Genomic DNA, 21,058 nt, shown 5'->3' on the forward strand with positions numbered 1-21,058 from the left:
GGGCCCGGCAACGAATGGGCCCCGCAAACGAAAAGGTCCGTACGACCGAAGTCGTACGGACCTTTTCTGGAACTCGCGTTGGAGCTACCGGGTCAGACCAACAGAACTACTTGTTGATCTTGGTGACCTGGCCGGCGCCGACCGTCCGGCCACCCTCACGGATGGCGAACTTCAGGCCCTCTTCCATGGCGACGGGCTGGATGAGCTCCACCTTCATCTCGGTGTTGTCACCCGGCATGACCATCTCGGTGCCCTCGGGGAGGGTCACGACGCCGGTCACGTCCGTCGTACGGAAGTAGAACTGGGGACGGTAGTTGTTGAAGAACGGCGTGTGACGGCCACCCTCGTCCTTGGACAGGATGTACGCCTGGGCCTCGAACTCCGTGTGCGGGGTGACCGAGCCGGGCTTGATGATGACCTGGCCGCGCTCGACGTCCTCGCGCTTGATGCCACGGAGGAGGAGACCGACGTTCTCACCGGCCTGGCCCTCGTCGAGCAGCTTGCGGAACATCTCGATGCCGGTGACCGTGGTGGTGGTCTTCTCGGTCTTGATGCCGATGATGTCGACGGTCTCGTTGACCTTCAGGACACCACGCTCGATACGGCCGGTGACGACCGTACCGCGACCGGTGATCGTGAAGACGTCCTCGATGGGCATGAGGAACGGCTTGTCGACGTCACGCTCGGGCTGCGGGATGTTCTCGTCGACGGCCTTCATCAGGTCGAGGACGGACTGGCCCCACTCCTTGTCGCCCTCAAGGGCCTTGAGCGCCGAGACCTTGACGACCGGCAGGTCGTCGCCCGGGAACTCGTACTCGGAGAGCAGCTCACGAACCTCGAGCTCGACGAGCTCCAGGATCTCCTCGTCGTCCACCATGTCGGCCTTGTTCAGGGCGACGACGATGTACGGAACGCCGACCTGGCGGGCCAGGAGCACGTGCTCCTTGGTCTGCGGCATCGGGCCGTCGGTGGCGGCGACCACGAGGATGGCGCCGTCCATCTGGGCCGCACCGGTGATCATGTTCTTGATGTAGTCCGCGTGACCGGGGCAGTCGACGTGGGCGTAGTGACGGGTCTCCGTCTGGTACTCGACGTGCGCGATCGAGATCGTGATACCGCGCTGGCGCTCCTCAGGAGCCTTGTCGATCTGGTCGAAGGCCGAGGCCTCGTTCAGGTCCGGAAACGCGTCGTGCAGCACCTTGGTAATGGCGGCCGTGAGGGTCGTCTTACCGTGGTCGATGTGACCGATGGTGCCGATGTTGACGTGCGGCTTAGTCCGCTCGAACTTCGCCTTCGCCACTGGGTCCTCCTGTGGAGTGGTTCTGGTACGCCTTACTCATCGGCGCCAGGTGATCTTTGCTGGGGTGCCGCCCGCCGGGGTCTGCCCTCCCGGGTGAGCCCCGGCGGTCGGTGTCAAGCCTAAAGCGTGTAAACGGGGTGTGTTACTCGCCCTTGGCCTTCGCGATGATCTCCTCGGCGACGTTCCGGGGAACCTCGGCGTAGGAGTCGAACTGCATCGAGTAGCTTGCGCGACCCGAGGTCTTGCTGCGGAGGTCGCCGACGTAGCCGAACATCTCCGAGAGGGGCACGAGGCCCTTCACGACGCGGGCACCGGCACGCTCCTCCATGGCCTGGATCTGACCACGGCGGGAGTTGATGTCGCCGATGACCTCACCCATGTAGTCCTCGGGCGTGGTGACCTCGACGGCCATCATCGGCTCGAGCAGCACGGGGCTGGCCTTGCGGGCGGCCTCCTTGAAGGCCTGCGAGCCGGCGATCTTGAAGGCGAGCTCGGAGGAGTCGACCTCGTGGTAGCCGCCGTCGAGAAGAATGACGCGGACGCCCGTCATCTCGTAGCCGGCCAGGATGCCGAACTGCATGGCCTCCTGCGCACCGGCGTCCACCGACGGGATGTACTCCCGCGGGATACGGCCACCGGTGACCTTGTTCACGAACTCGTACGCCGGGCCGTCCGACTCGGTGATCGGCTCGATCGCGATCTGCACCTTGGCGAACTGACCGGTACCACCGGTCTGCTTCTTGTGGGTGTAGTCGTGACGCTCGACGCTCTTGCGGATCGTCTCGCGGTACGCGACCTGCGGCTTGCCGACGTTGGCCTCGACCTTGAACTCGCGCTTCATACGGTCGACCAGCACCTCGAGGTGCAGCTCGCCCATACCGCCGAGAATGGTCTGGCCCGTCTCCTCGTCCGAGTGGACGTGGAAGGAGGGGTCCTCCTCCGCGAGACGCTGGATGGCGACACCCAGCTTCTCCTGGTCGCCCTTGGACTTGGGCTCGATGGCGACCTGGATGACCGGCGCCGGGAAGTCCATGGACTCCAGGATCACCGGCTGCTTCTCGTCGCACAGCGTCTCACCGGTGGTGGTCTGCTTCAGGCCCATGACGGCGACGATGTCGCCGGCGCCCACCGCTTCGATCTCCTCACGCTTGTTCGCGTGCATGCGGTAGATCTTGCCGATGCGCTCCTTCTTGCCCTTGACGGAGTTCAGCACCGCGGTGCCGGTCTCCAGGCGGCCCGAGTACACCCGGACGAAGGTGAGCTTGCCCAGGTGCGGGTCGCTCATGATCTTGAACGCGAGCGCGGACAGCGGCTCGTCCACGGACGGCTTGCGCTTGACGACGACCTCGGGGTCCTTGACGTCGTGGCCCTCGATGGCCTCGACGTCCAGGGGGGTCGGCAGGTAGCGCACGACCGCGTCGAGCAGGGGCTGAACGCCCTTGTTCTTGAACGCGGTGCCACAGAACACCGGGGTGACCGTGATGCCGTCGGACTTGCCGGACGCGATGGTGATACGACGGATCGCGGCGTACAGCTGCTCCTCGGTGGGCTCCTGGCCCTCCAGGAACAGCTCCATGATCTCGTCGTCGTTCTCCGCGACCGCCTCGACCAGCTTGCCGCGGTACTCCTCGGCAGCCTCGGTGTGCGTGGCCGGGATGTCGACGACGTCGTACATCTCGCCCTTGGCGGCCTCGGCGGACCACACGAGCGCCTTCATGCGGACCAGGTCCACGACGCCCTTGAAGTCGGCCTCGGCACCGATCGGCAGCTGCATGATGAGCGGCACGGCGCCCAGGCGGTCCGAGATCATGTCCACGCAGCGGTGGAACTCGGCGCCGGTACGGTCCAGCTTGTTCACGAAGCAGATGCGCGGCACGCCGTAACGGTCGGCCTGACGCCACACCGTCTCGGACTGCGGCTCGACACCGGCCACGCCGTCGAACACGGTGACGGCGCCGTCGAGGACGCGGAGCGAACGCTCCACCTCGACGGTGAAGTCGACGTGCCCGGGGGTGTCGATGATGTTGATCGTGTAGTCGTCGTCCTCAAGCGGCCAGTGACAGGTGGTGGCAGCAGAGGTGATCGTGATGCCACGCTCCTGCTCCTGCTCCATCCAGTCCATGGTGGCGGCGCCGTCGTGGACTTCACCGATCTTGTAGCTGACGCCGGTGTAGAAGAGGATCCGCTCGGTGGTGGTCGTCTTGCCCGCGTCGATGTGGGCCATGATCCCGATGTTGCGGACCTTGGCCAGGTCAAGTGAAGTAGTAGCCATAAGGCTTCGGTCTTCTCTCGGTCTCGATGTGGGTAGCGACTACCAGCGGTAGTGCGCGAAGGCCTTGTTGGACTCGGCCATCTTGTGCGTGTCCTCGCGCTTCTTGACGGCCGCGCCGAGGCCGTTCGAAGCGTCCAGAAGCTCGTTGAGCAGACGCTCGGTCATGGTCTTCTCGCGACGGGCGCGGGAGTAACCGACCAGCCAGCGCAGCGCCAGCGTGTTGGCGCGGCCGGGCTTGACCTCGACCGGCACCTGGTAGGTGGCGCCACCGACACGGCGGGACTTGACCTCAAGCGTGGGCTTGATGTTCTCCAGCGCGCGCTTGAGCGTGATGACCGGGTCGTTGCTGGTCTTCTCGCGCAGGCCCTCCATGGCGCCGTACACGATCCGCTCGGCGGTGGAGCGCTTGCCGTTCAGCAGCACCTTGTTGATCAGGGAGGTGACAAGAGGAGAACCGTAGACCGGGTCGATGATGACCGGGCGCTTCGGGGCAGGGCCCTTACGAGGCATTCTTACTTCTCCTTCTTGGCGCCGTAGCGGCTGCGGGCCTGCTTGCGGTTCTTGACACCCTGGGTGTCAAGGGAGCCGCGGATGATCTTGTAGCGAACACCGGGCAGGTCCTTCACACGGCCGCCGCGCACGAGCACGATGGAGTGCTCCTGCAGGTTGTGTCCCTCACCCGGAATGTAAGCGGTGACCTCGATCCCGCTGGTCAGACGCACACGCGCGACCTTACGCAGGGCCGAGTTCGGCTTCTTCGGGGTGGTCGTGAACACACGCGTGCAGACGCCACGACGCTGAGGGGAACCCTCGAGTGCGGGCGTCTTGTTCTTCTCGACCTTGTCCTGCCGGCCCTTCCGGACCAGCTGCTGGATCGTAGGCACTACTTCTCCGGTTTCTGTGTGCCGAATGGTGAAGCTAACCTGGAACGTCGCCGACCCACGCGGTCGGGTGTGTCGAATGCTGCAGACTTCCGCCGCCAGGCAGTAAGAGCGCAGATTGCGGTGGCCGCTCACGGTCCGAGTACGGTTCGAAGGCACGCACAAGGGCCAGGGCACACCCCAGGCACAAGGTCCGAGGGTACCTAGCTCATACGCTGCGGTCAAAACAAATGGACGGCACCAACAGTGCCGGGCCTCCGGTGTCAAGCCCCTACGCCGTAGTCGATCTTCGATTTCACATTCCGCACACGCCGGGCCAGGTCGTCATCGGGCCGTCATCCGGTCGTGACACCCACCAGGATCATCAGCGTCAGCAGCAGCGCCCAGCCCGCCGTGGAGAGCCAGCCCAGGACGAGCCCGGTCAGCGCGAGCCCGTCGCCGCTCTCCCCGGTCCGCCGGATCTCCGTACGCGCCGTGTGCCCGAGCACCACCGCCGGTATCCCGGTCAGCCCGAAGGTCGGCAGACACAGCACCCCACAGATGGCGGCCCCCACCGCCTTCCCGTTCGTCCGCGGCACCGGCTGCGGCAGGAACGTCCGCGGTACGACGGTGACGGGCGCCGGCTGCGGTACGGGACCCAGCGGCAGGTCGGCCACGAGCAGCGCCAGTTCCCCGACGGTCCGGGCCGCGTACACCCGCTCCACCCGCCGGTCGAACTCCCCCTTCTCCAGCCGCCCCTCCCCGAACCCCGCCCTGAGCACGTCCACGGCCCGCTCGCGGTCGGCGTGCGAGGCGAGCATGGCGGGGGCGGTGTGGGCGACGGGGGTCTGCCACGGCTGAAAATACGGAGAGGGCTGGGGCTGGAAGTACGGCTGGGGCTGAAGGTGCGGGTGGGAGTTCGGCCGGGACGCGTCTCTCCCCGGTGTGTCGTACGGCGTGCCGTTGGCCGACGACTCGTCCTTGTCCTGCCACGGCTGCCACGACGGTTGAGACACCGAGCACCTCCCGAACCCCCCGAGGTTCCTCCATGATGCGGCATCGGACGCCCTGCCGTCAGGGTGCGTCGCCCGAATCACCCCGGCCCCGCGAGCCGCTCCGCGCCGCGCGTTCGGCCGCGAACACGTCCTCCAGCCGGAAGAGCCGCGCCCGCCCCGCCCGCCCGGCCACCTGAAGCCGGCCGAGCTGGACCCACTTGCGGACGGTCGCGGGCGCGACCCCGACCTCCCGGGCGGCGAGGGCACCGGGAACCGCCTCGTCCCGCCCCTGCCGCCGCTCCGGGCCCGCCGGGCACCCGGGGTTCACACAGAGGACGGCACCCCGCTCGGGAAAGTCGCGCAGCGAGACGGAGTCGCACCGGGGGCAGCGCCCGGAGACCCGTACGACGGTCTCGGTGTCCCCCAGCGCCCGCGCGCACCGCCGGGCCAGCCGCCGGCTCTCGTCGCGCACGTGCGCGGCCAGCACGGGGTCGGCGGCGATGCCGTCGAGGAGCGCGGCGATACGCCGGAGCCGCTCGGGCACGGACGCGCGGTGCGGCCGGGGCAGGCCGAGGCGGTCGCACACGGCCTCCTCCAGTTCGAACACGCCGTCGGTGATGTCACGGAGGGCGTCGGAGACGTGGACGCGGATCGGGGCGGTGCCGTGGCCGGTCGACGGCGGGGCAGCGAGGCGGTGGGCCGGTGCCGGGCGGCCCGGCGCTAATTCCGCCACCAGTTCGGGGAGCTGCTGGAGCAGCCGGTCGATCCAGCGGGCGGCCTGGGCGGTGGGGGTGGCGGGCGTGGCGGGGGTGATGGGAGCCATGGCCTCTCTCGGTCCGGGAGAAAAGGGGAAGGAGCAGGGGGCTTTCAGGGGCCGTCCACCCTGACATGTTGCGCGTGCGCACGCAATCTAGTTCCGGCCACTCTGCCCATCCGACACCCACGCCTCTATACTCATTGCTTGCACGAGCGCACGTAGTACCGCGCGCGCAAGCAAACTGGACGTCCCCGCCTAGGGAAGCGAGCAGACAGATGACCAGTCCGGATCTGGACGCGTTCGCCACATGGGTCGAGGGCCTGATGCGCGACCGCGGCTACGACATCGACAGTCCGCGCGGCGGCGGCAAGTCGCGGATCGCGGACGAGGCGGGCGTGCACCGCGCCGCCGTCACTCGCCTCCTGCACCGCCAGAGCATGCCTGACCTGGAGACCACGCGCCGGCTCGCCCGCGTGCTCGGGGTGCCGGTGCGCGACCTGCTCATCCGCTCGGGACGGCTGACCGCCGAGGAGCTGGCCGACCCGCAGGAGCGAGCCCCCTTCCCCGCCACGGGCGCCGAGCCCGGCCGCCGGCCCACTCCCCAGGAGGTCGCGGAGCTGCTGGGCGTACCGGCCGACCGGCGGGACATGTTCGTACGGGTGGTCGAGCAGTTCCTGCCGGACGAGGGCGATGCCGGAACGCTCGCGGCCGACTGAGCCAACTAGTTGCGAGCGCGATCGCAACATGTCACAGTAGACGCAGCGGCGGAGCTGTACCCGGACACCGGGTGACGGCCCGCCGTTTCGCATGTCCGCACCCCGAACCCCCCACCGGAGGTGATCGCTTCCGTTTCTCCCCCGCGCGGGCACACGCGTGGAGTACCCTGCGAACAGCTATCGCTCACTTGTTCGATTCGAACGGAGTGGAACCGAGCGAGGGTCCGCACGGTACGGAGGGATACGAGGGCCTCATGACCAGGGACGACGACACGGAACGGAACGAGACCGACGAGGCCGGGACAAGCGCCGAGCTACGACGGGCCCTTGCCGCACACCTCAAGGGCCGTCCGATTCCGCCGGACCTGGTGATCACCACACGGACCGAGATCGAGCGCCGGGAGTTCACCGCGTACGGCCAGGGCTGGCGGGACCGCGGCGAACACGACGAGCGCCGCAGGGCGGAGGCGGCGGCACAGCCGGGGCCCCGCCACGGCACCCCCGCCGACGCGACGGTCCTCCCCTTCCCGCCCCTCTCCGGCCCCCAGCCGGCCCGCCCCCACCCGGACACCGAACGGCCCTGAGACGGCCGTACCGAACAGACCCCCGAGGAGATGACGCAACGTGGGCCCCGCCAACTCGCGGAACCAGGCCGGCACCGACCCTGACCAGACCGACTCGCTCGCCGTCGCACTGGAGCTGGAGCGCCTGCGCGGCTCCCTGGACTCCCGCCTCGCCCGGGTCGACGGCTCGCTGGCGCTCGTGGTCCAGCGCTGCGACCAGACCGACCGGCAACTCGCCGACCACGAGCGGCGCGTGGAGTCGCTGGAGCGCTCCCGCTGGCCGCTCGCCAGCATCGGCGTCCTGGCCGCGATCGCCACCGCGGTCGTGACCTTCGTCCAGCTCACCGCTCGCTGACATGCCGAAGGGCGGCCACCCCGCGCGAAGCGAGGTGACCGCCCTTCAGCAGACGTACGCCTTACTGGTTGTACGGACCGTAGTCGTAGTCCTCCAGCGGGACGGCCTGGCCGGAGCCGGTGCCGAACGGCGAGTAGTCGATGTCGTCGTAGCCGACGGCCGAGTACATCGCGGCCTTGGCCTCTTCGGTGGGCTCGACCCGGATGTTGCGGTAGCGGGACAGACCCGTACCGGCCGGGATGAGCTTACCGATGATGACGTTCTCCTTGAGGCCGATGAGGCTGTCGGACTTGGCGTTGATCGCCGCGTCCGTCAGCACTCGGGTCGTCTCCTGGAAGGAGGCGGCCGACAGCCAGGACTCCGTCGCCAGCGAGGCCTTGGTGATACCCATCAGCTGCGGACGGCCGGAGGCCGGGTGGCCGCCTTCCTGGACCACACGACGGTTCTCGGTCTCGAACTTCGAACGCTCGACCAGCTCGCCGGGCAGCAGCTCCGCGTCGCCCGACTCGATGATCGTCACCCGGCGCAGCATCTGCCGGATGATGATCTCGATGTGCTTGTCGTGGATCGACACACCCTGCGAGTTGTAGACCTTCTGGACCTCGCCGACCAGGTGGACCTGGACCGCGCGCTGACCGAGGATCCGCAGCACGTCGTGCGGGTTGGTGGCACCCACGGTGAGCTTCTGGCCCACCTGGACGTGCTCGCCCTCGCTGACCAGCAGACGGGCGCGCTTGGAGATCGGGAACGCCGTCTCGTCGCTGCCGTCGTCCGGGGTGATGACGATCTTCTTGGTCTTCTCGGTCTCCTCGATCCGCACGCGGCCCTGGGCCTCGGAGATCGGGGCGACACCCTTCGGCGTACGAGCCTCGAAGAGCTCGACGACACGGGGCAGACCCTGGGTGATGTCGTCACCGGCCACACCACCGGTGTGGAAGGTACGCATCGTCAGCTGGGTACCGGGCTCACCGATGGACTGGGCGGCGATGATGCCGACCGCCTCACCGATGTCGACCAGCTTGCCGGTGGCCAGCGAGCGGCCGTAGCACATGGCGCAGGTGCCGACGGCGGACTCACAGGTCAGGACCGAGCGGGTCTTGACCTCGGAGACACCGTGCTTGACCAGCTCGTCGATGAGGACGTCACCCAGGTCGGTGTTGGCCGGGGCCAGCACCTTGCCGTCGACGGTGATGTCCTCGGCCAGCGCACGGGCGTACACGCTGGTCTCGACGTTGTCGGCCTTGCGCAGCACGCCGTCCGCGCCGACCTCCGCGATCTGGAGCCTGAGGCCACGGTCGGTGCCGCAGTCCTCCTCGCGGATGATGACGTCCTGCGAGACGTCGACCAGACGACGAGTGAGGTAACCCGAGTCGGCGGTACGCAGGGCGGTGTCCGCCAGACCCTTACGGGCACCGTGCGTGGAGATGAAGTACTCCAGCACGGACAGGCCCTCACGGAAGGACGCCTTGATGGGACGCGGGATCGTCTCGTTCTTGGCGTTCGACACCAGACCACGCATACCGGCGATCTGACGCATCTGCATCATGTTGCCTCGTGCGCCCGAGTTCACCATCATCGAGACCGGGTTGGTCTTCGGGAAGTTCGCGTTCATCGCCTCGGCGACCTCGTTGGTCGCCTTGGTCCAGATCGCGATGAGCTCCTGCGTGCGCTCTTCCTTGGTGATCAGACCACGCTCGTACTGCTTCTGGACCTTCTCGTCCTGGTCCTCGTAGCCCTTGACGATCGCGCGCTTCGCGTCCGGCACGACGATGTCGGAGATGGCCACGGTGACACCGGAACGGGTCGCCCAGAAGAAGCCGGCCGCCTTCAGGTTGTCGAGCGTCGCCGCCACGATGACCTTGGGGTAGCGCTCGGCGAGGTCGTTGACGATCTCGGAGAGCTGCTTCTTGCCGATCTCGTAGTCGACGAACGGGTAGTCCTCGGGCAGCAGCTCGTTGAAGAGCGCGCGGCCCAGGGTCGTCTTCAGCCGGAAGCTGTCACCCTGCTGCCACTCCGGCTCGCCCTCCTCCTGCGCCGGCGGGGTCCAGCCGCGCGGCGGGATGGTGCCCACCGGGAAGCGGATGTCCACGCGCGACTGCAGCGAGAGCTCGCCGGCGTCGAACGCCATGATGGCCTCGGCGACGGACGCGAAGGAGCGGTCCTCGCCCTTCACGTTCCGCAGCTCGCCGTCGGTGGTGAGGAAGAACAGACCCAGCACCATGTCCTGGGTCGGCATCGTCACCGGACGGCCGTCGGCGGGCTTGAGGATGTTGTTCGAGGACAGCATCAGGATGCGGGCCTCGGCCTGCGCCTCCGCGGACAGCGGCAGGTGCACGGCCATCTGGTCACCGTCGAAGTCCGCGTTGAACGCGGTGCAGACGAGCGGGTGGATCTGGATGGCCTTGCCCTCGACCAGCTGCGGCTCGAAGGCCTGGATGCCGAGGCGGTGCAGCGTGGGCGCACGGTTCAGCAGAACCGGGTGCTCCGCGATGACCTCTTCCAGGACGTCGTACACGACCGTGCGGCCGCGCTCGACCATCCGCTTGGCGCTCTTGATGTTCTGCGCGTGGTTCAGGTCGACCAGGCGCTTCATCACGAACGGCTTGAAGAGCTCCAGCGCCATGGCCTTCGGCAGACCGCACTGGTGCAGCTTCAGCTGCGGACCGACGACGATCACGGAACGCGCCGAGTAGTCCACGCGCTTGCCGAGCAGGTTCTGACGGAAGCGACCCTGCTTGCCCTTGAGCATGTCGGACAGCGACTTCAGCGGACGGTTGCCGGGGCCCGTCACCGGGCGGCCACGACGGCCGTTGTCGAAGAGCGCGTCGACGGCCTCCTGGAGCATGCGCTTCTCGTTGTTCACGATGATCTCGGGGGCACCGAGGTCGAGAAGGCGCTTCAGGCGGTTGTTGCGGTTGATCACACGGCGGTACAGGTCGTTCAGGTCGGAGGTCGCGAAGCGGCCACCGTCCAGCTGCACCATCGGGCGAAGGTCCGGCGGGATGACCGGGACGCAGTCGAGGACCATGCCCTTGGGGCTGTTGGAGGTCTGCAGGAAGGCAGACACGACCTTCAGCCGCTTCAGCGCACGGGTCTTCTTCTGGCCCTTGCCGGTGCGGATGATCTCGCGAAGCCGCTCGGCCTCTTCGTCGAGGTCGAAGGACTCCAGGCGCTTCTGCAGCGCCGCGGCACCCATCGAACCGTCGAAGTACGTGCCGAAGCGGTCACGCAGCTCGCGGTAGAGGAGCTCGTCGCCCTCCAGGTCCTGGACCTTGAGGTTCTTGAACCGGGTCCACACCTCGTCCAGGCGGTCGATCTCGCGCTGCGCACGGTCGCGCAGCTGCTTCATCTCGCGCTCGGCACCTTCGCGCACCTTGCGGCGCACGTCGGCCTTGGCACCCTCGGCCTCCAGCTCGGCCAGGTCGGCCTCGAGCTTCTTGGCGCGGGCCTCGAGGTCGGAGTCACGCCGGTTCTCGACCTGCTGACGCTCCACGGAGACGTGCGCCTCCAGGGAGGGCAGGTCGCGGGTGCGGCGCTCCTCGTCGACGAACGTGATCATGTACGCCGCGAAGTAGATGACCTTCTCGAGGTCCTTCGGGGCGAGGTCGAGCAGGTAGCCCAGTCGCGACGGGACACCCTTGAAGTACCAGATGTGCGTGACGGGCGCGGCCAGTTCGATGTGGCCCATCCGCTCACGGCGCACCTTGGCGCGGGTCACCTCGACGCCGCAGCGCTCACAGATGATGCCCTTGAAGCGAACGCGCTTGTACTTGCCGCAGTAGCACTCCCAGTCCCGGGTCGGACCGAAGATCTTCTCGCAGAAGAGTCCGTCCTTCTCGGGCTTGAGGGTGCGGTAGTTGATGGTCTCAGGCTTCTTGACCTCGCCGTGGCTCCACTGACGGATGTCGTCAGCGGTGGCCAGACCGATCCGGAGCTCATCGAAGAAGTTGACGTCGAGCACTATGCGTCAATCCCTCTCAGGGTTGTAAGTCATGGGGTCTGATACGGGGGTCCAGGGGCCGGCCGAAGATTCCTCACCAGGACCTTCGGCCGGACTCCCGTCAGACCTCTTCGACGCTGCTCGGCTCACGCCGGGACAGGTCGATGCCAAGCTCCTCCGCAGCGCGGAAGACGTCCTCGTCGGTGTCGCGCATCTCGATGGACATGCCGTCCGAGGACAGCACCTCCACGTTGAGGCACAGGGACTGCATCTCCTTGATGAGCACCTTGAAGGACTCGGGGATGCCGGGCTCGGGGATGTTCTCGCCCTTGACGATGGCCTCGTAGACCTTCACGCGGCCGGTCACGTCGTCGGACTTGATGGTCAGCAGCTCCTGGAGGGCGTACGCGGCGCCATAAGCCTCCAGCGCCCACACCTCCATCTCACCGAAGCGCTGGCCACCGAACTGGGCCTTACCACCCAGCGGCTGCTGGGTGATCATCGAGTACGGACCGGTCGAACGCGCGTGCAGCTTGTCGTCGACCAGGTGGTGCAGCTTGAGGATGTACATGTAGCCGATGGAGATCGGCTTCGGGAACGGCTCGCCGGAGCGGCCGTCGAACAGGTTGGCCTTCCCGGAGGGCTGGACCAGCCGGTCGCCGTCGCGGTTGGGGATCGTGGCCTCGAAGAGACCCGAGATCTCGTCCTCGCGGGCACCGTCGAAGACCGGGGTCGCGACGTTGGTACCCGGCGCGACCTGGTCGGCGCCGATGACCTGGAGGCGCTGCGCCCAGTCGTCCGCGAGGCCGGAGACGTCCCAGCCGCGGCTGGCGAGCCAGCCGAGGTGGATCTCCAGGACCTGTCCCGGGTTCATTCGGGACGGGACACCCAGCGGGTTGAGGATGATGTCGACCGGGGTGCCGTCCTCCAGGAACGGCATGTCCTCGATCGGCAGGATCTTCGAGATGACGCCCTTGTTGCCGTGGCGGCCGGCCAGCTTGTCGCCGTCGGTGATCTTGCGCTTCTGCGCAACATACACCCGGACCAACTGGTTGACGCCGGGCGGCAGTTCGTCGCCCTCCTCGCGGTCGAAGACGCGGACGCCGATGACCTTGCCGATCTCGCCGTGCGGCACCTTCAGCGAGGTGTCGCGCACCTCGCGCGCCTTCTCACCGAAGATCGCGCGGAGCAGGCGCTCCTCGGGGGTCAGCTCGGTCTCGCCCTTGGGCGTGACCTTGCCGACGAGGATGTCACCGGCGACGACCTCGGCACCGATCCGGATGATGCCGCGCTCGTCGAGGTCGGCGAGGACCTCCTCGGAGACGTTCGGGATGTCCCGGGTGATCTCCTCGGGGCCGAGCTTGGTGTCACGGGCGTCGACCTCGTGCTCCTCGATGTGGATCGAGGAGAGGACGTCGTCCTGCACGAGGCGCTGCGACAGGATGATCGCGTCCTCGTAGTTGTGACCCTCCCACGGCATGAACGCCACGAGCAGGTTCTTGCCCAGCGCCATCTCGCCGTTCTCGGTGGCCGGACCGTCGGCCAGGACCTGGCCCTCGATGATCCGGTCGCCCTCGTTGACGATGACCTTCTGGTTGACCGAGGTGCCCTGGTTGGAGCGGGCGAACTTGGCCAGGCGGTACGTGATGTACGTGCCGTCGTCGTTGGCGGTGGTGATGTAGTCCGCGGAGACCTCCTGGACGACACCCGACTTCTCGGCCTTGACCACGTCACCGGCGTCGACGGCGGAGCGGTACTCCATGCCGGTGCCGACGAGCGGGGCCTCGCTCTTGATGAGCGGAACGGCCTGACGCATCATGTTCGCGCCCATCAGGGCACGGTTGGCGTCGTCGTGCTCGAGGAACGGGATCATGGCGGTCGCGACCGACACCATCTGGCGCGGCGAGACGTCCATGTAGTCCACGTCGTCACCGGCGACGTAGTCGACCTCGCCGCCACGGCGGCGGACGAGGACCCGGGCCTCGGTGAACTGCATCTCGTCGTTGAGCGTGGCGTTGGCCTGCGCGATGACGAATCGGTCCTCTTCGTCGGCCGTCAGGTAGTCCACCTCGTCGGTGACCTGACCGTCGACGACCTTGCGGTACGGCGTCTCCACGAAACCGAACGCGTTGACGCGGCCGTAGGAGGCGAGCGAACCGATCAGACCGATGTTCGGACCTTCAGGGGTCTCGATCGGGCACATGCGGCCGTAGTGCGAGGGGTGCACGTCACGGACCTCGAAGCCGGCCCGCTCACGGGAGAGACCACCCGGGCCAAGAGCCGACAGACGGCGCTTGTGGGTGAGACCCGACAGCGGGTTGTTCTGGTCCATGAACTGCGACAGCTGGCTGGTGCCGAAGAACTCCTTGATGGAGGCGACGACCGGCCGGATGTTGATCAGGGTCTGCGGCGTGATCGCCTCGACGTCCTGGGTCGTCATGCGCTCACGCACGACGCGCTCCATACGAGCCAGACCCGTGCGGACCTGGTTCTGGATGAGCTCGCCGACGCTGCGCAGACGACGGTTGCCGAAGTGGTCGATGTCGTCGGTCTCGACGACGATGGAGCCGCCGCTGTCGCCGACCGTCTCGGTCTCACCGGCGTGCAGCTTCACCAGGTACTTGATCGTCGAGATGATGTCCTCGACGGTCAGGATGCCCGCGTCCAGCGGAGCGTCCGCACCCAGCTTCTTGTTGACCTTGTAGCGGCCGACCTTGGCCAGGTCGTAGCGCTTGGGGTTGAAGTAGAGGTTCTCGAGCAGCGTCTGCGCGGCCTCACGGGTCGGCGGTTCGCCCGGACGCAGCTTGCGGTAGATGTCGAGCAGCGCGTCGTCCTGGCCCTGGGTGTGGTCCTTCTCCAGGGTGGCGCGCATCGACTCGTACTCGCCGAACTCCTCGAGGATCTGCTCGGTGGTCCAGCCGAGAGCCTTCAGGAGAACGGTGACGGACTGCTTGCGCTTGCGGTCGATACGGACACCGACCATGTCGCGCTTGTCGATCTCCATCTCCAGCCAGGCACCCCGGGACGGGATGATCTTGGCGGAGAAGATGTCCTTGTCGGACGTCTTGTCGATGGAGGAGTCGAAGTAGACACCCGGCGAGCGGACCAGCTGCGACACCACGACACGCTCGGTGCCGTTGATGACGAAGGTGCCCTTGTTCGTCATCAAGGGGAAGTCACCCATGAAGACGGTCTGGGACTTGATCTCGCCGGTCTCGTTGTTCGTGAACTCGGCGGTGACGAAGAGCGGAGCCGCGTACGTGAAGTCGCGCTCCTTGCACTCGTCAATGCTGTTCTTAGGCGGCTCGAAACGGTGGTCGCGGAAGGTCAGCGACATCGACCCGGAGAAGTCCTCGATCGGGGAGATCTCCTCGAAGATCTCCTCCAGACCGGACTTGGTGGGGACGTCCTGACCGGAATCCAGAGCCGCCTCGACTCGAGCCTTCCACGCGTCGTTGCCGAGCAGCCAGTCGAAGCTCTCGGTCTGCAGCGCAAGAAGGTTCGGAACCTCGAGGGGCTCCTTGATCTTTGCAAAAGAGATGCGCAGCGGGGCGGTGCTGGCAGCGTTGTTCGTATTCGCGGTCGAGGCAGTGCGCGAGGCGGCCAAGAGGGGGTCCTTCCGAGGGCTCGGACTCACTACGCGCTCCCCGGTCCCTCCCCGGCCACGGAGACAGAAACCCCAGTTCAAAGGGGCTTCGGTCATCGGTGCTCAGGTGAGGGCAGACCCCTGGTGACGGGCAGGGGACAGCTAACAGGCAGCGCAAAGGGTCAGTGTAGCCACTCGGCACACTGATGTCCAGTCCCCATTTTCTGAGACCCTCGTTGTCCTCAACGCCTGCGCCATGCCTGCCTTCAACGCACGTTGATACTGCCCTCTTCGTCGCCGATCCATGCCTCGGATTCGGACCGTTCTGGCGACGCGTCCTGAGAATTGCGCGCTCCGTGCGGTTCGTCAAGGCCCCTCTGCGCAAACCCGGTGCGCGGGAGACACGACGAAGATCACCATACCCGCCGCCACAGCGGGTGCAAGGCAACCGTGGCCCGCCTCCCCGTAACGCCGAAGAGCGACCACCCGGATGGATGATCGCTCTTCGGTGCTCTCGCGTTACAGCCCGATCGGGCCGCGTTCGCGCGCGGAGGCCCAGGGGGCCTCGAAGGTGTTACTTGACCTCGACGGAGGCGCCGGCGGCCTTGAGGGACTCGGCAGCCTTCTCGGCGGCCTCCTTGGCGACCTTCTCGACGACGGGCTTCGGGGCGCCGTCCACGAGGTCCTTGGCCTCCTTCAGGCCCAGCGAGGTCAGCTCACGCACGACCTTGATGACCTGGATCTTCTTCTCGCCGGCGCCGGTGAGGATGACGTCGAACTCGTCCTGCTCCTCAGCGACCTCGGCAGCGGCGGCCGGGCCGGCCGGGGCGGCGGCGACCGCGGCGGCGGCGGTGACGTCGAACTTCTCCTCGAACGCCTTCACGAACTCGGAAAGCTGGATGAGGGTCATCGTCTCGAACTCGGCGAGCAGTTCGTCCTGGGTGAGAGCCACGATGGCTTCCCTTCACTAATTCGGCTGGTGCCGGGTGTGTACATGTCTGGCGGGCGTACGTTCGGCCCGCTACGACCGTTGCCTCGGGGCGCGGAGCCTCAGGCGGCGGTCATTTCGCGAGCCGAATTACTCGGCACCGCCCTGCTCGGCCTGCTTGGCACGAAGCGCCTCCGCGGTGCGGACGAACTTCGAGGGGAGCGCCTGGAAGACCTGAGCAGCCTGGGTCTGCTTGCCCTTGAAGGCACCCGCCAGCTTGGCGAGCAGAACCTCGCGGGACTCGAGGTCCGCGAGCTTCTTGATCTCGTCGGCGGACAGCGCCTTGCCGTCAAGGACACCGCCCTTGATGACGAGGTTCGGGTTGTCCTTGGCGAAGTCACGAAGACCCTTCGCCGACACCACCGGGTCACCGGTGACGAAGGCGACCGCCGTCGGACCGTTGAACAGGTCGTCGAGCGTGGAGATCCCGGCCTCGTTGGCCGCAATCTTGGTCAGCGTGTTCTTCACCACGGCGTACTGGGCGTTCTCACCGAGCGAACGACGCAGCGTCTTGAGCTGCGCCACGGTGAGACCCCGGTACTCGGTCAGCACGGCGGCGTTCGAGCTGCGGAACTGCTCCGTCAGCTCGGCTACCGCGGCAGCCTTGTCGGGCCTTGCCATAGAGCGTCGGCCTCCTTCCGGGTGTTGGACCGCTCAGAAGGGGCTGAGGAATACGAAACGCCCCGGCGCAGGCGCACGGGGCGTAACTCGACCGGATTCAGCAGCTGTTGGGCAGCAGACTCCGGGAGTACTTCCACAGTGTCACCTGCGCGGGTCGTCCGCAGTTCAGCGGATCCTTCGGCCACCGAACCCTCTTCCGAGAGCCCGGCAACGACCAGCGGTCTTTGGCTTCTCCTGGAGAGTACGGGACCGCATCCCTGTCAAGCAAATCCGCTCCTACGATGCTCAGCCCCGCGACTCCTCGACCGCCTCGGGCACGTCCACCGTGTCGTCGGCGGCCGGTGCCCGCACCGTCAGCGGCTTGCCGAAGTCGAGGAGCGTGACGGTGAGATCGAGCTCCCCGTGCCGGCCGAAGCCCTGGGTGCGCAGCCGCCTGACGTGGTCGTCGCCGTCCACCCACACATCGAGGGTGAGCTCGTCGACGCCCAGCTTCTCGTACTGCGCGAGGTCCGCCTTCGCCTTCCCGGTCACGGAGTCGCGGAGGCCGTCGAGGGTCGCCGTTCCCGTGTAGTGCGTGGTGCGGGTGCCCGCGACGGTCTCGGTGCCGGTCCGCCGTACGTCGTCGGCGGCCGCCAGGAAGGCCGCGTCCCGGGCCGGGTTCTGCCCGACCTGGTCGCGTAGCCCACCGACGTCCATCCTGAGTCCGCCGGCCGCGGTGAACTTGGCCTCTGAACCGAAGTCGGCCCAGTGTCTGCCGTGTGCCTGCTGGGCCACGCCGTTGTCGGTCGCCTTCTGGTACAACACCCCGTCGACCAGGCGCAGTTCGGCCTCCGTGGAGTTGCCGTCGTCCCGGCTGCTGGTGACCATGCGGGCCCGGGCCGGCTTCGCGGCGACGGACGCCTCGGTCTCGACCTGCCCCTGCTCCGGTATCCGCCCGCTGGTCCGGTAGTGCACCGACGAGACGCCCTCGGTCGCCCTGACCGCCCGGGCGACGGCCGCGGCGGCGGACGAGTCCGAGGACCCTCCCGCGCCACCACTACCGTCCACGCAGCCCGCGCACAGCAGCAGGGCGAGCCCGGTCGCTCCGACCGTGCCCGCCCCGACCGCCGATCTCAAGAGCTGGAGTCGGAGCCGCTGGCGGTGTCGCCGCTGCCCGGTGTCATGCCCTGCTTCTTCAGCAGGTCCTTGAAGTCCTCGGTGTCGCTCGCCGCCGGCTCGGTGACGGACACCTTCGTGCCGTAGTCGCTGTAGTACGCGGTCTGCGTGTACTCACCGGCTGTCATCTGGCCCTTCTCGACCTTCTTGACCAGCAGGTCCTTGCCGTCGATCCAGATGTCCACGGTCTCGGTGCTGACACCGGCCTGGGTGAGCTGCTTCTTCAGGCCCGCCAGCTGGCTCGCGGTGAGGTTGGAGTTCTTGCGGGCCAGGTCGGCCACGTCCACCGTGCCCGAGTAGTGCGTGGTCTGCACGCCGCGCACCTTCTCGGTGCCGACCTTCTTGACGTCCCCGGAGGCCAGCAGGAGCTTCACCGACTGGTTCGGGGTCGTGTTCTGCATCTGGTCCTTGAGGTACGCGCCGGAGCTGCCCCCGAGGTCCGCGAGGTCGTCGTAGCCGTACCGGATCCAGTGCTTGCCGCCGGCCTGCTGGGCGAACTGCTCGCCCATCTTCGCGTAGTAGGCGTCGGGCAGATAGCGGGCCTGCATCGACGTGGTGCCCAGCTGGCGCATGGTGTCGGCCATCGTGCCGCCGGTGTACGTGATGACGAGGTTGCCGGTGAGACCGTCGGCCCAGCCGAGGGCGCCGTCGGCGGTCATCGACATCACGGAGCCCATGGACGTCGTGGACTCGACCTTGGCGGAGTCGGCGCCGTCGGTGGACTTCTCGGCGGTGCGCAGGGCGGCTATCGGGCTGAACCGGGCGCTGCCCTTGCCGGCCGCGTTGTCGTCCTTGGCGGACCCGCCGCCGGAGTCCGAGGAACCGCAGGCGGCCACCCCTGCCAGAGCGGTCCCCACAGCGATCGACAGGGCCACCCGGCGCACGGTCGTGCTCTTCATTCGTCCCACCCCTAAGCGTTTGCTGTGTCCCGACGGTAGCTCAGGGCACTGACAGCCGTACGGAAATATCCGCACACACAAAGGACGGGCCCCGCACCCGTGAAGGTTGCGGAGCCCGTCGTGCTTTTGTCGCGTCCCTGACGCGGCTACCGGGATGAGCGCTCGGCTCAGACGGCGGCCGGGTCCTCCTCGACGAGGAGGTTGCGGGTGCGGTTCGGGTCGACCGGAACGCCGGGGCCGATCGTGGTGCTGATCGCGGCCTTCTTGATGTAGCGACCCTTGGCGGCGGACGGCTTCAGACGGAGGATCTCCTCCAGCGCGGCGCCGTAGTTCTCCACCAGCTTGGTGTCGTCGAAGGACGCCTTGCCGATGATGAAGTGCAGGTTCGAGTGCTTGTCGACGCGGAACTCGATCTTGCCGCCCTTGATGTCGTTGACAGCCTTCACGACATCCGGGGTGACCGTGCCGGTCTTGGGGTTCGGCATGAGGCCACGGGGGCCGAGCACGCGGCCCAGGCGGCCGACCTTGCCCATGAGGTCCGGGGTGGCGACGACGGCGTCGAAGTCCAGCCGGCCCTTCGCCACCTCGTCGATGAGTTCGTCGGAGCCGACGATGTCGGCGCCCGCGGCGGTCGCGGCCTCGGCACGGTCACCGGTCGCGAAGACCAGGACCCGGGCGGTCTTACCGGTGCCGTGCGGAAGGTTCACGGTGCCACGGACCATCTGGTCGGCCTTGCGCGGGTCGACACCCAGGCGGAAGGCGACCTCGACGGTGCCGTCGAACTTGGAGGTGGAGGTCTCCTTGGCGAGACGGACGGCCTCGAGCGGGGCGTAGAGCTTGTCCCGGTCGATCTTCTCGTCCGCAGCGCGGAGAGACTTGCTGCGCTTGCTCACTTCTTCTCCTGGTGAGTCTTGAGGAGTCGTGGTCCGGACCGAGCAGGTCCTGCCACTTCTGCGGTGGAACGGGGGGTGGGGCTCAGCCCTCGACCGTGATGCCCATGGAACGGGCGGTGCCGGCGATGATCTTCGACGCGGCGTCCAGGTCGTTGGCGTTGAGGTCGGGCATCTTCGTGGTGGCGATCTCGCGGACCTGCGCCTGAGTGATCTTGGCGACCTTGGTCTTGTGCGGCTCGCCGGAGCCCTTCTCCACACCCGCGGCCTTGAGGATCATCTTGGCGGCCGGCGGCGTCTTGGTGATGAAGGTGAAGGAACGGTCCTCGTAGACCGTGATCTCCACCGGGATCACCCAGCCACGCTGCGACTCGGTCGCGGCGTTGTACGCCTTGCAGAACTCCATGATGTTCACGCCGTGCTGACCCAGCGCGGGGCCGACCGGCGGAGCCGGGTTGGCCGCGCCGGCCTGGATCTGGAGCTTGATGAGCCCCGTGACCTTCTTCTTCTTGGGAGGCATGCTCTCTCCGGGTCCTTACTGAGAGTTGGTTACCAGCTGCATCAATTGGATGAATCATCCGGCAGATGGCATACCGCACCACGGTAGCCGATGACCTCCCCCGGAAAGAAATCGTCGAGGTCAGGACGGCTGCACGGGCGCGGGGGTACGGTCCCGGCTCGCGACCACCAGCTGGACCAGCCCCGCGATCAGGAACCCGGCCCCGAACATGCCGATGAGCGCGGTGATGGCGCCCACCTGACCGAGCCCGCCCTCCTCGGCGGCCACCGTCGGGTCCGAGGGCCGGTACCGGATGGTGATCGGCTCGCCCTCGCGGGAGACCTTGTTCTTCTTGGCGGCGGTGAGGGCCGGCAGATCGGCCTCCACCTTCTTCCCGTCGAGCTCGAACTCGGCCCAGCAGCGGTGGCGCCAGCAGTTGGCCGCGCCCTCGTTGTGGAAGACGCCGACCGCGCGGACCCCGTCCCGCTGGAGCGAGGAGACCTGCGCCCACTGGGTCACGCCCACGTAGGCGGCGCAGGCCGAGACGACCGCGCCGATCAGCAGGAACACTCCGGCGAGCAGAAAACGACGAGAGCGCCCGAGCCGTGGCGTGACTGCCGCCCGGCTCAGGGCGCTCTCTCTGTCTGTGTCGGTCAACGGAC

At 67.4% G+C, this 21,058-nt stretch carries 18 protein-coding genes; 3 read left to right on the forward strand and 15 right to left on the reverse strand.

What is annotated here, in order from left to right:
• Nucleotides 1-106: 106 nt before the first annotated feature.
• From tuf to ACIP6U_RS07625, 6 genes are all read right to left on the reverse strand, one after another.
• Nucleotides 107-1,300, reverse strand: coding sequence for an elongation factor Tu (gene tuf, locus ACIP6U_RS07600; RefSeq protein WP_123998321.1), 1,194 nt, complete (start codon nucleotides 1,298-1,300; stop codon nucleotides 107-109).
• A gap of 142 nt (nucleotides 1,301-1,442) precedes the next feature.
• A complete protein-coding gene (gene fusA / locus ACIP6U_RS07605; protein ID WP_401714039.1) occupies nucleotides 1,443-3,572 on the reverse strand; it encodes an elongation factor G in 2,130 nt (709 codons plus the stop codon).
• A gap of 39 nt (nucleotides 3,573-3,611) precedes the next feature.
• Nucleotides 3,612-4,082, reverse strand: a complete 471-nt coding sequence (gene rpsG / locus ACIP6U_RS07610; RefSeq protein WP_007384059.1) for a 30S ribosomal protein S7 — start codon at nucleotides 4,080-4,082, stop codon at nucleotides 3,612-3,614.
• A 2-nt stretch (nucleotides 4,083-4,084) separates the two neighbouring features.
• A complete protein-coding gene (rpsL, locus tag ACIP6U_RS07615; RefSeq protein WP_003948652.1) occupies nucleotides 4,085-4,456 on the reverse strand; it encodes a 30S ribosomal protein S12 in 372 nt (123 codons plus the stop codon).
• A 332-nt stretch (nucleotides 4,457-4,788) separates the two neighbouring features.
• Complete coding sequence (locus tag ACIP6U_RS07620) at nucleotides 4,789-5,253, reverse strand: DUF1707 and DUF4190 domain-containing protein (RefSeq protein WP_401714429.1); 465 nt, start codon at nucleotides 5,251-5,253, stop codon at nucleotides 4,789-4,791.
• 253 nt (nucleotides 5,254-5,506) lie between these two features.
• Complete coding sequence (locus ACIP6U_RS07625) at nucleotides 5,507-6,250, reverse strand: hypothetical protein (RefSeq protein ID WP_401714041.1); 744 nt, start codon at nucleotides 6,248-6,250, stop codon at nucleotides 5,507-5,509.
• Nucleotides 6,251-6,459: 209 nt separating this feature from the next.
• Here ACIP6U_RS07625 and ACIP6U_RS07630 point away from each other — a divergent pair, with 209 nt between their 5' ends.
• From ACIP6U_RS07630 to ACIP6U_RS07640, 3 genes are all read left to right on the forward strand, one after another.
• Nucleotides 6,460-6,900: a helix-turn-helix domain-containing protein gene (locus ACIP6U_RS07630; protein ID WP_401714043.1), complete on the forward strand. Its 441-nt coding sequence runs from the start codon at nucleotides 6,460-6,462 to the stop codon at nucleotides 6,898-6,900.
• Between the two features lie 254 nt (nucleotides 6,901-7,154).
• Complete coding sequence (locus tag ACIP6U_RS07635; protein WP_401714045.1) at nucleotides 7,155-7,484, forward strand: hypothetical protein; 330 nt, start codon at nucleotides 7,155-7,157, stop codon at nucleotides 7,482-7,484.
• 40 nt (nucleotides 7,485-7,524) lie between these two features.
• Nucleotides 7,525-7,818, forward strand: a complete 294-nt coding sequence (locus ACIP6U_RS07640) for a hypothetical protein (protein ID WP_401714047.1) — start codon at nucleotides 7,525-7,527, stop codon at nucleotides 7,816-7,818.
• Between the two features lie 61 nt (nucleotides 7,819-7,879).
• Here ACIP6U_RS07640 and ACIP6U_RS07645 read toward each other — a convergent pair whose 3' ends face one another.
• From ACIP6U_RS07645 to ACIP6U_RS07685, 9 genes are all read right to left on the reverse strand, one after another.
• Nucleotides 7,880-11,779, reverse strand: a complete 3,900-nt coding sequence (locus tag ACIP6U_RS07645; protein ID WP_123998326.1) for a DNA-directed RNA polymerase subunit beta' — start codon at nucleotides 11,777-11,779, stop codon at nucleotides 7,880-7,882.
• Nucleotides 11,780-11,879: 100 nt separating this feature from the next.
• Nucleotides 11,880-15,365, reverse strand: coding sequence for a DNA-directed RNA polymerase subunit beta (gene rpoB / locus ACIP6U_RS07650; RefSeq protein WP_401714049.1), 3,486 nt, complete (start codon nucleotides 15,363-15,365; stop codon nucleotides 11,880-11,882).
• A 553-nt stretch (nucleotides 15,366-15,918) separates the two neighbouring features.
• Complete coding sequence (rplL, locus tag ACIP6U_RS07655) at nucleotides 15,919-16,299, reverse strand: 50S ribosomal protein L7/L12 (RefSeq protein ID WP_401714430.1); 381 nt, start codon at nucleotides 16,297-16,299, stop codon at nucleotides 15,919-15,921.
• A 123-nt stretch (nucleotides 16,300-16,422) separates the two neighbouring features.
• Nucleotides 16,423-16,953: a 50S ribosomal protein L10 gene (rplJ, locus tag ACIP6U_RS07660; protein ID WP_280878475.1), complete on the reverse strand. Its 531-nt coding sequence runs from the start codon at nucleotides 16,951-16,953 to the stop codon at nucleotides 16,423-16,425.
• 285 nt (nucleotides 16,954-17,238) lie between these two features.
• The gene (locus ACIP6U_RS07665; RefSeq protein WP_401714051.1) at nucleotides 17,239-18,069 is read right to left on the reverse strand and encodes an LppX_LprAFG lipoprotein; all 831 of its coding nucleotides are present in this window, start codon (nucleotides 18,067-18,069) and stop codon (nucleotides 17,239-17,241) included.
• The gene (locus ACIP6U_RS07670) at nucleotides 18,066-19,007 is read right to left on the reverse strand and encodes a hypothetical protein (protein ID WP_401714053.1); all 942 of its coding nucleotides are present in this window, start codon (nucleotides 19,005-19,007) and stop codon (nucleotides 18,066-18,068) included. Before ACIP6U_RS07670 ends, ACIP6U_RS07665 begins: the two co-directional genes overlap by 4 nt.
• Nucleotides 19,008-19,174: 167 nt before the next feature.
• Nucleotides 19,175-19,900, reverse strand: coding sequence for a 50S ribosomal protein L1 (rplA, locus tag ACIP6U_RS07675; protein ID WP_123998331.1), 726 nt, complete (start codon nucleotides 19,898-19,900; stop codon nucleotides 19,175-19,177).
• Nucleotides 19,901-19,982: 82 nt separating this feature from the next.
• A complete protein-coding gene (rplK, locus tag ACIP6U_RS07680; RefSeq protein WP_030359033.1) occupies nucleotides 19,983-20,417 on the reverse strand; it encodes a 50S ribosomal protein L11 in 435 nt (144 codons plus the stop codon).
• A gap of 120 nt (nucleotides 20,418-20,537) precedes the next feature.
• Nucleotides 20,538-21,053 carry a DUF3592 domain-containing protein gene (locus tag ACIP6U_RS07685; RefSeq protein ID WP_401714055.1) on the reverse strand — a complete coding sequence of 172 codons (516 nt, stop codon included), beginning with the start codon at nucleotides 21,051-21,053 and terminating at the stop codon, nucleotides 20,538-20,540.
• Between the last annotated feature and the right edge of the window lie 5 nt (nucleotides 21,054-21,058).

It is taken from the genome of Streptomyces sp. NPDC088794 (assembly GCF_044750545.1).
Taxonomy (GTDB): domain Bacteria; phylum Actinomycetota; class Actinomycetes; order Streptomycetales; family Streptomycetaceae; genus Streptomyces.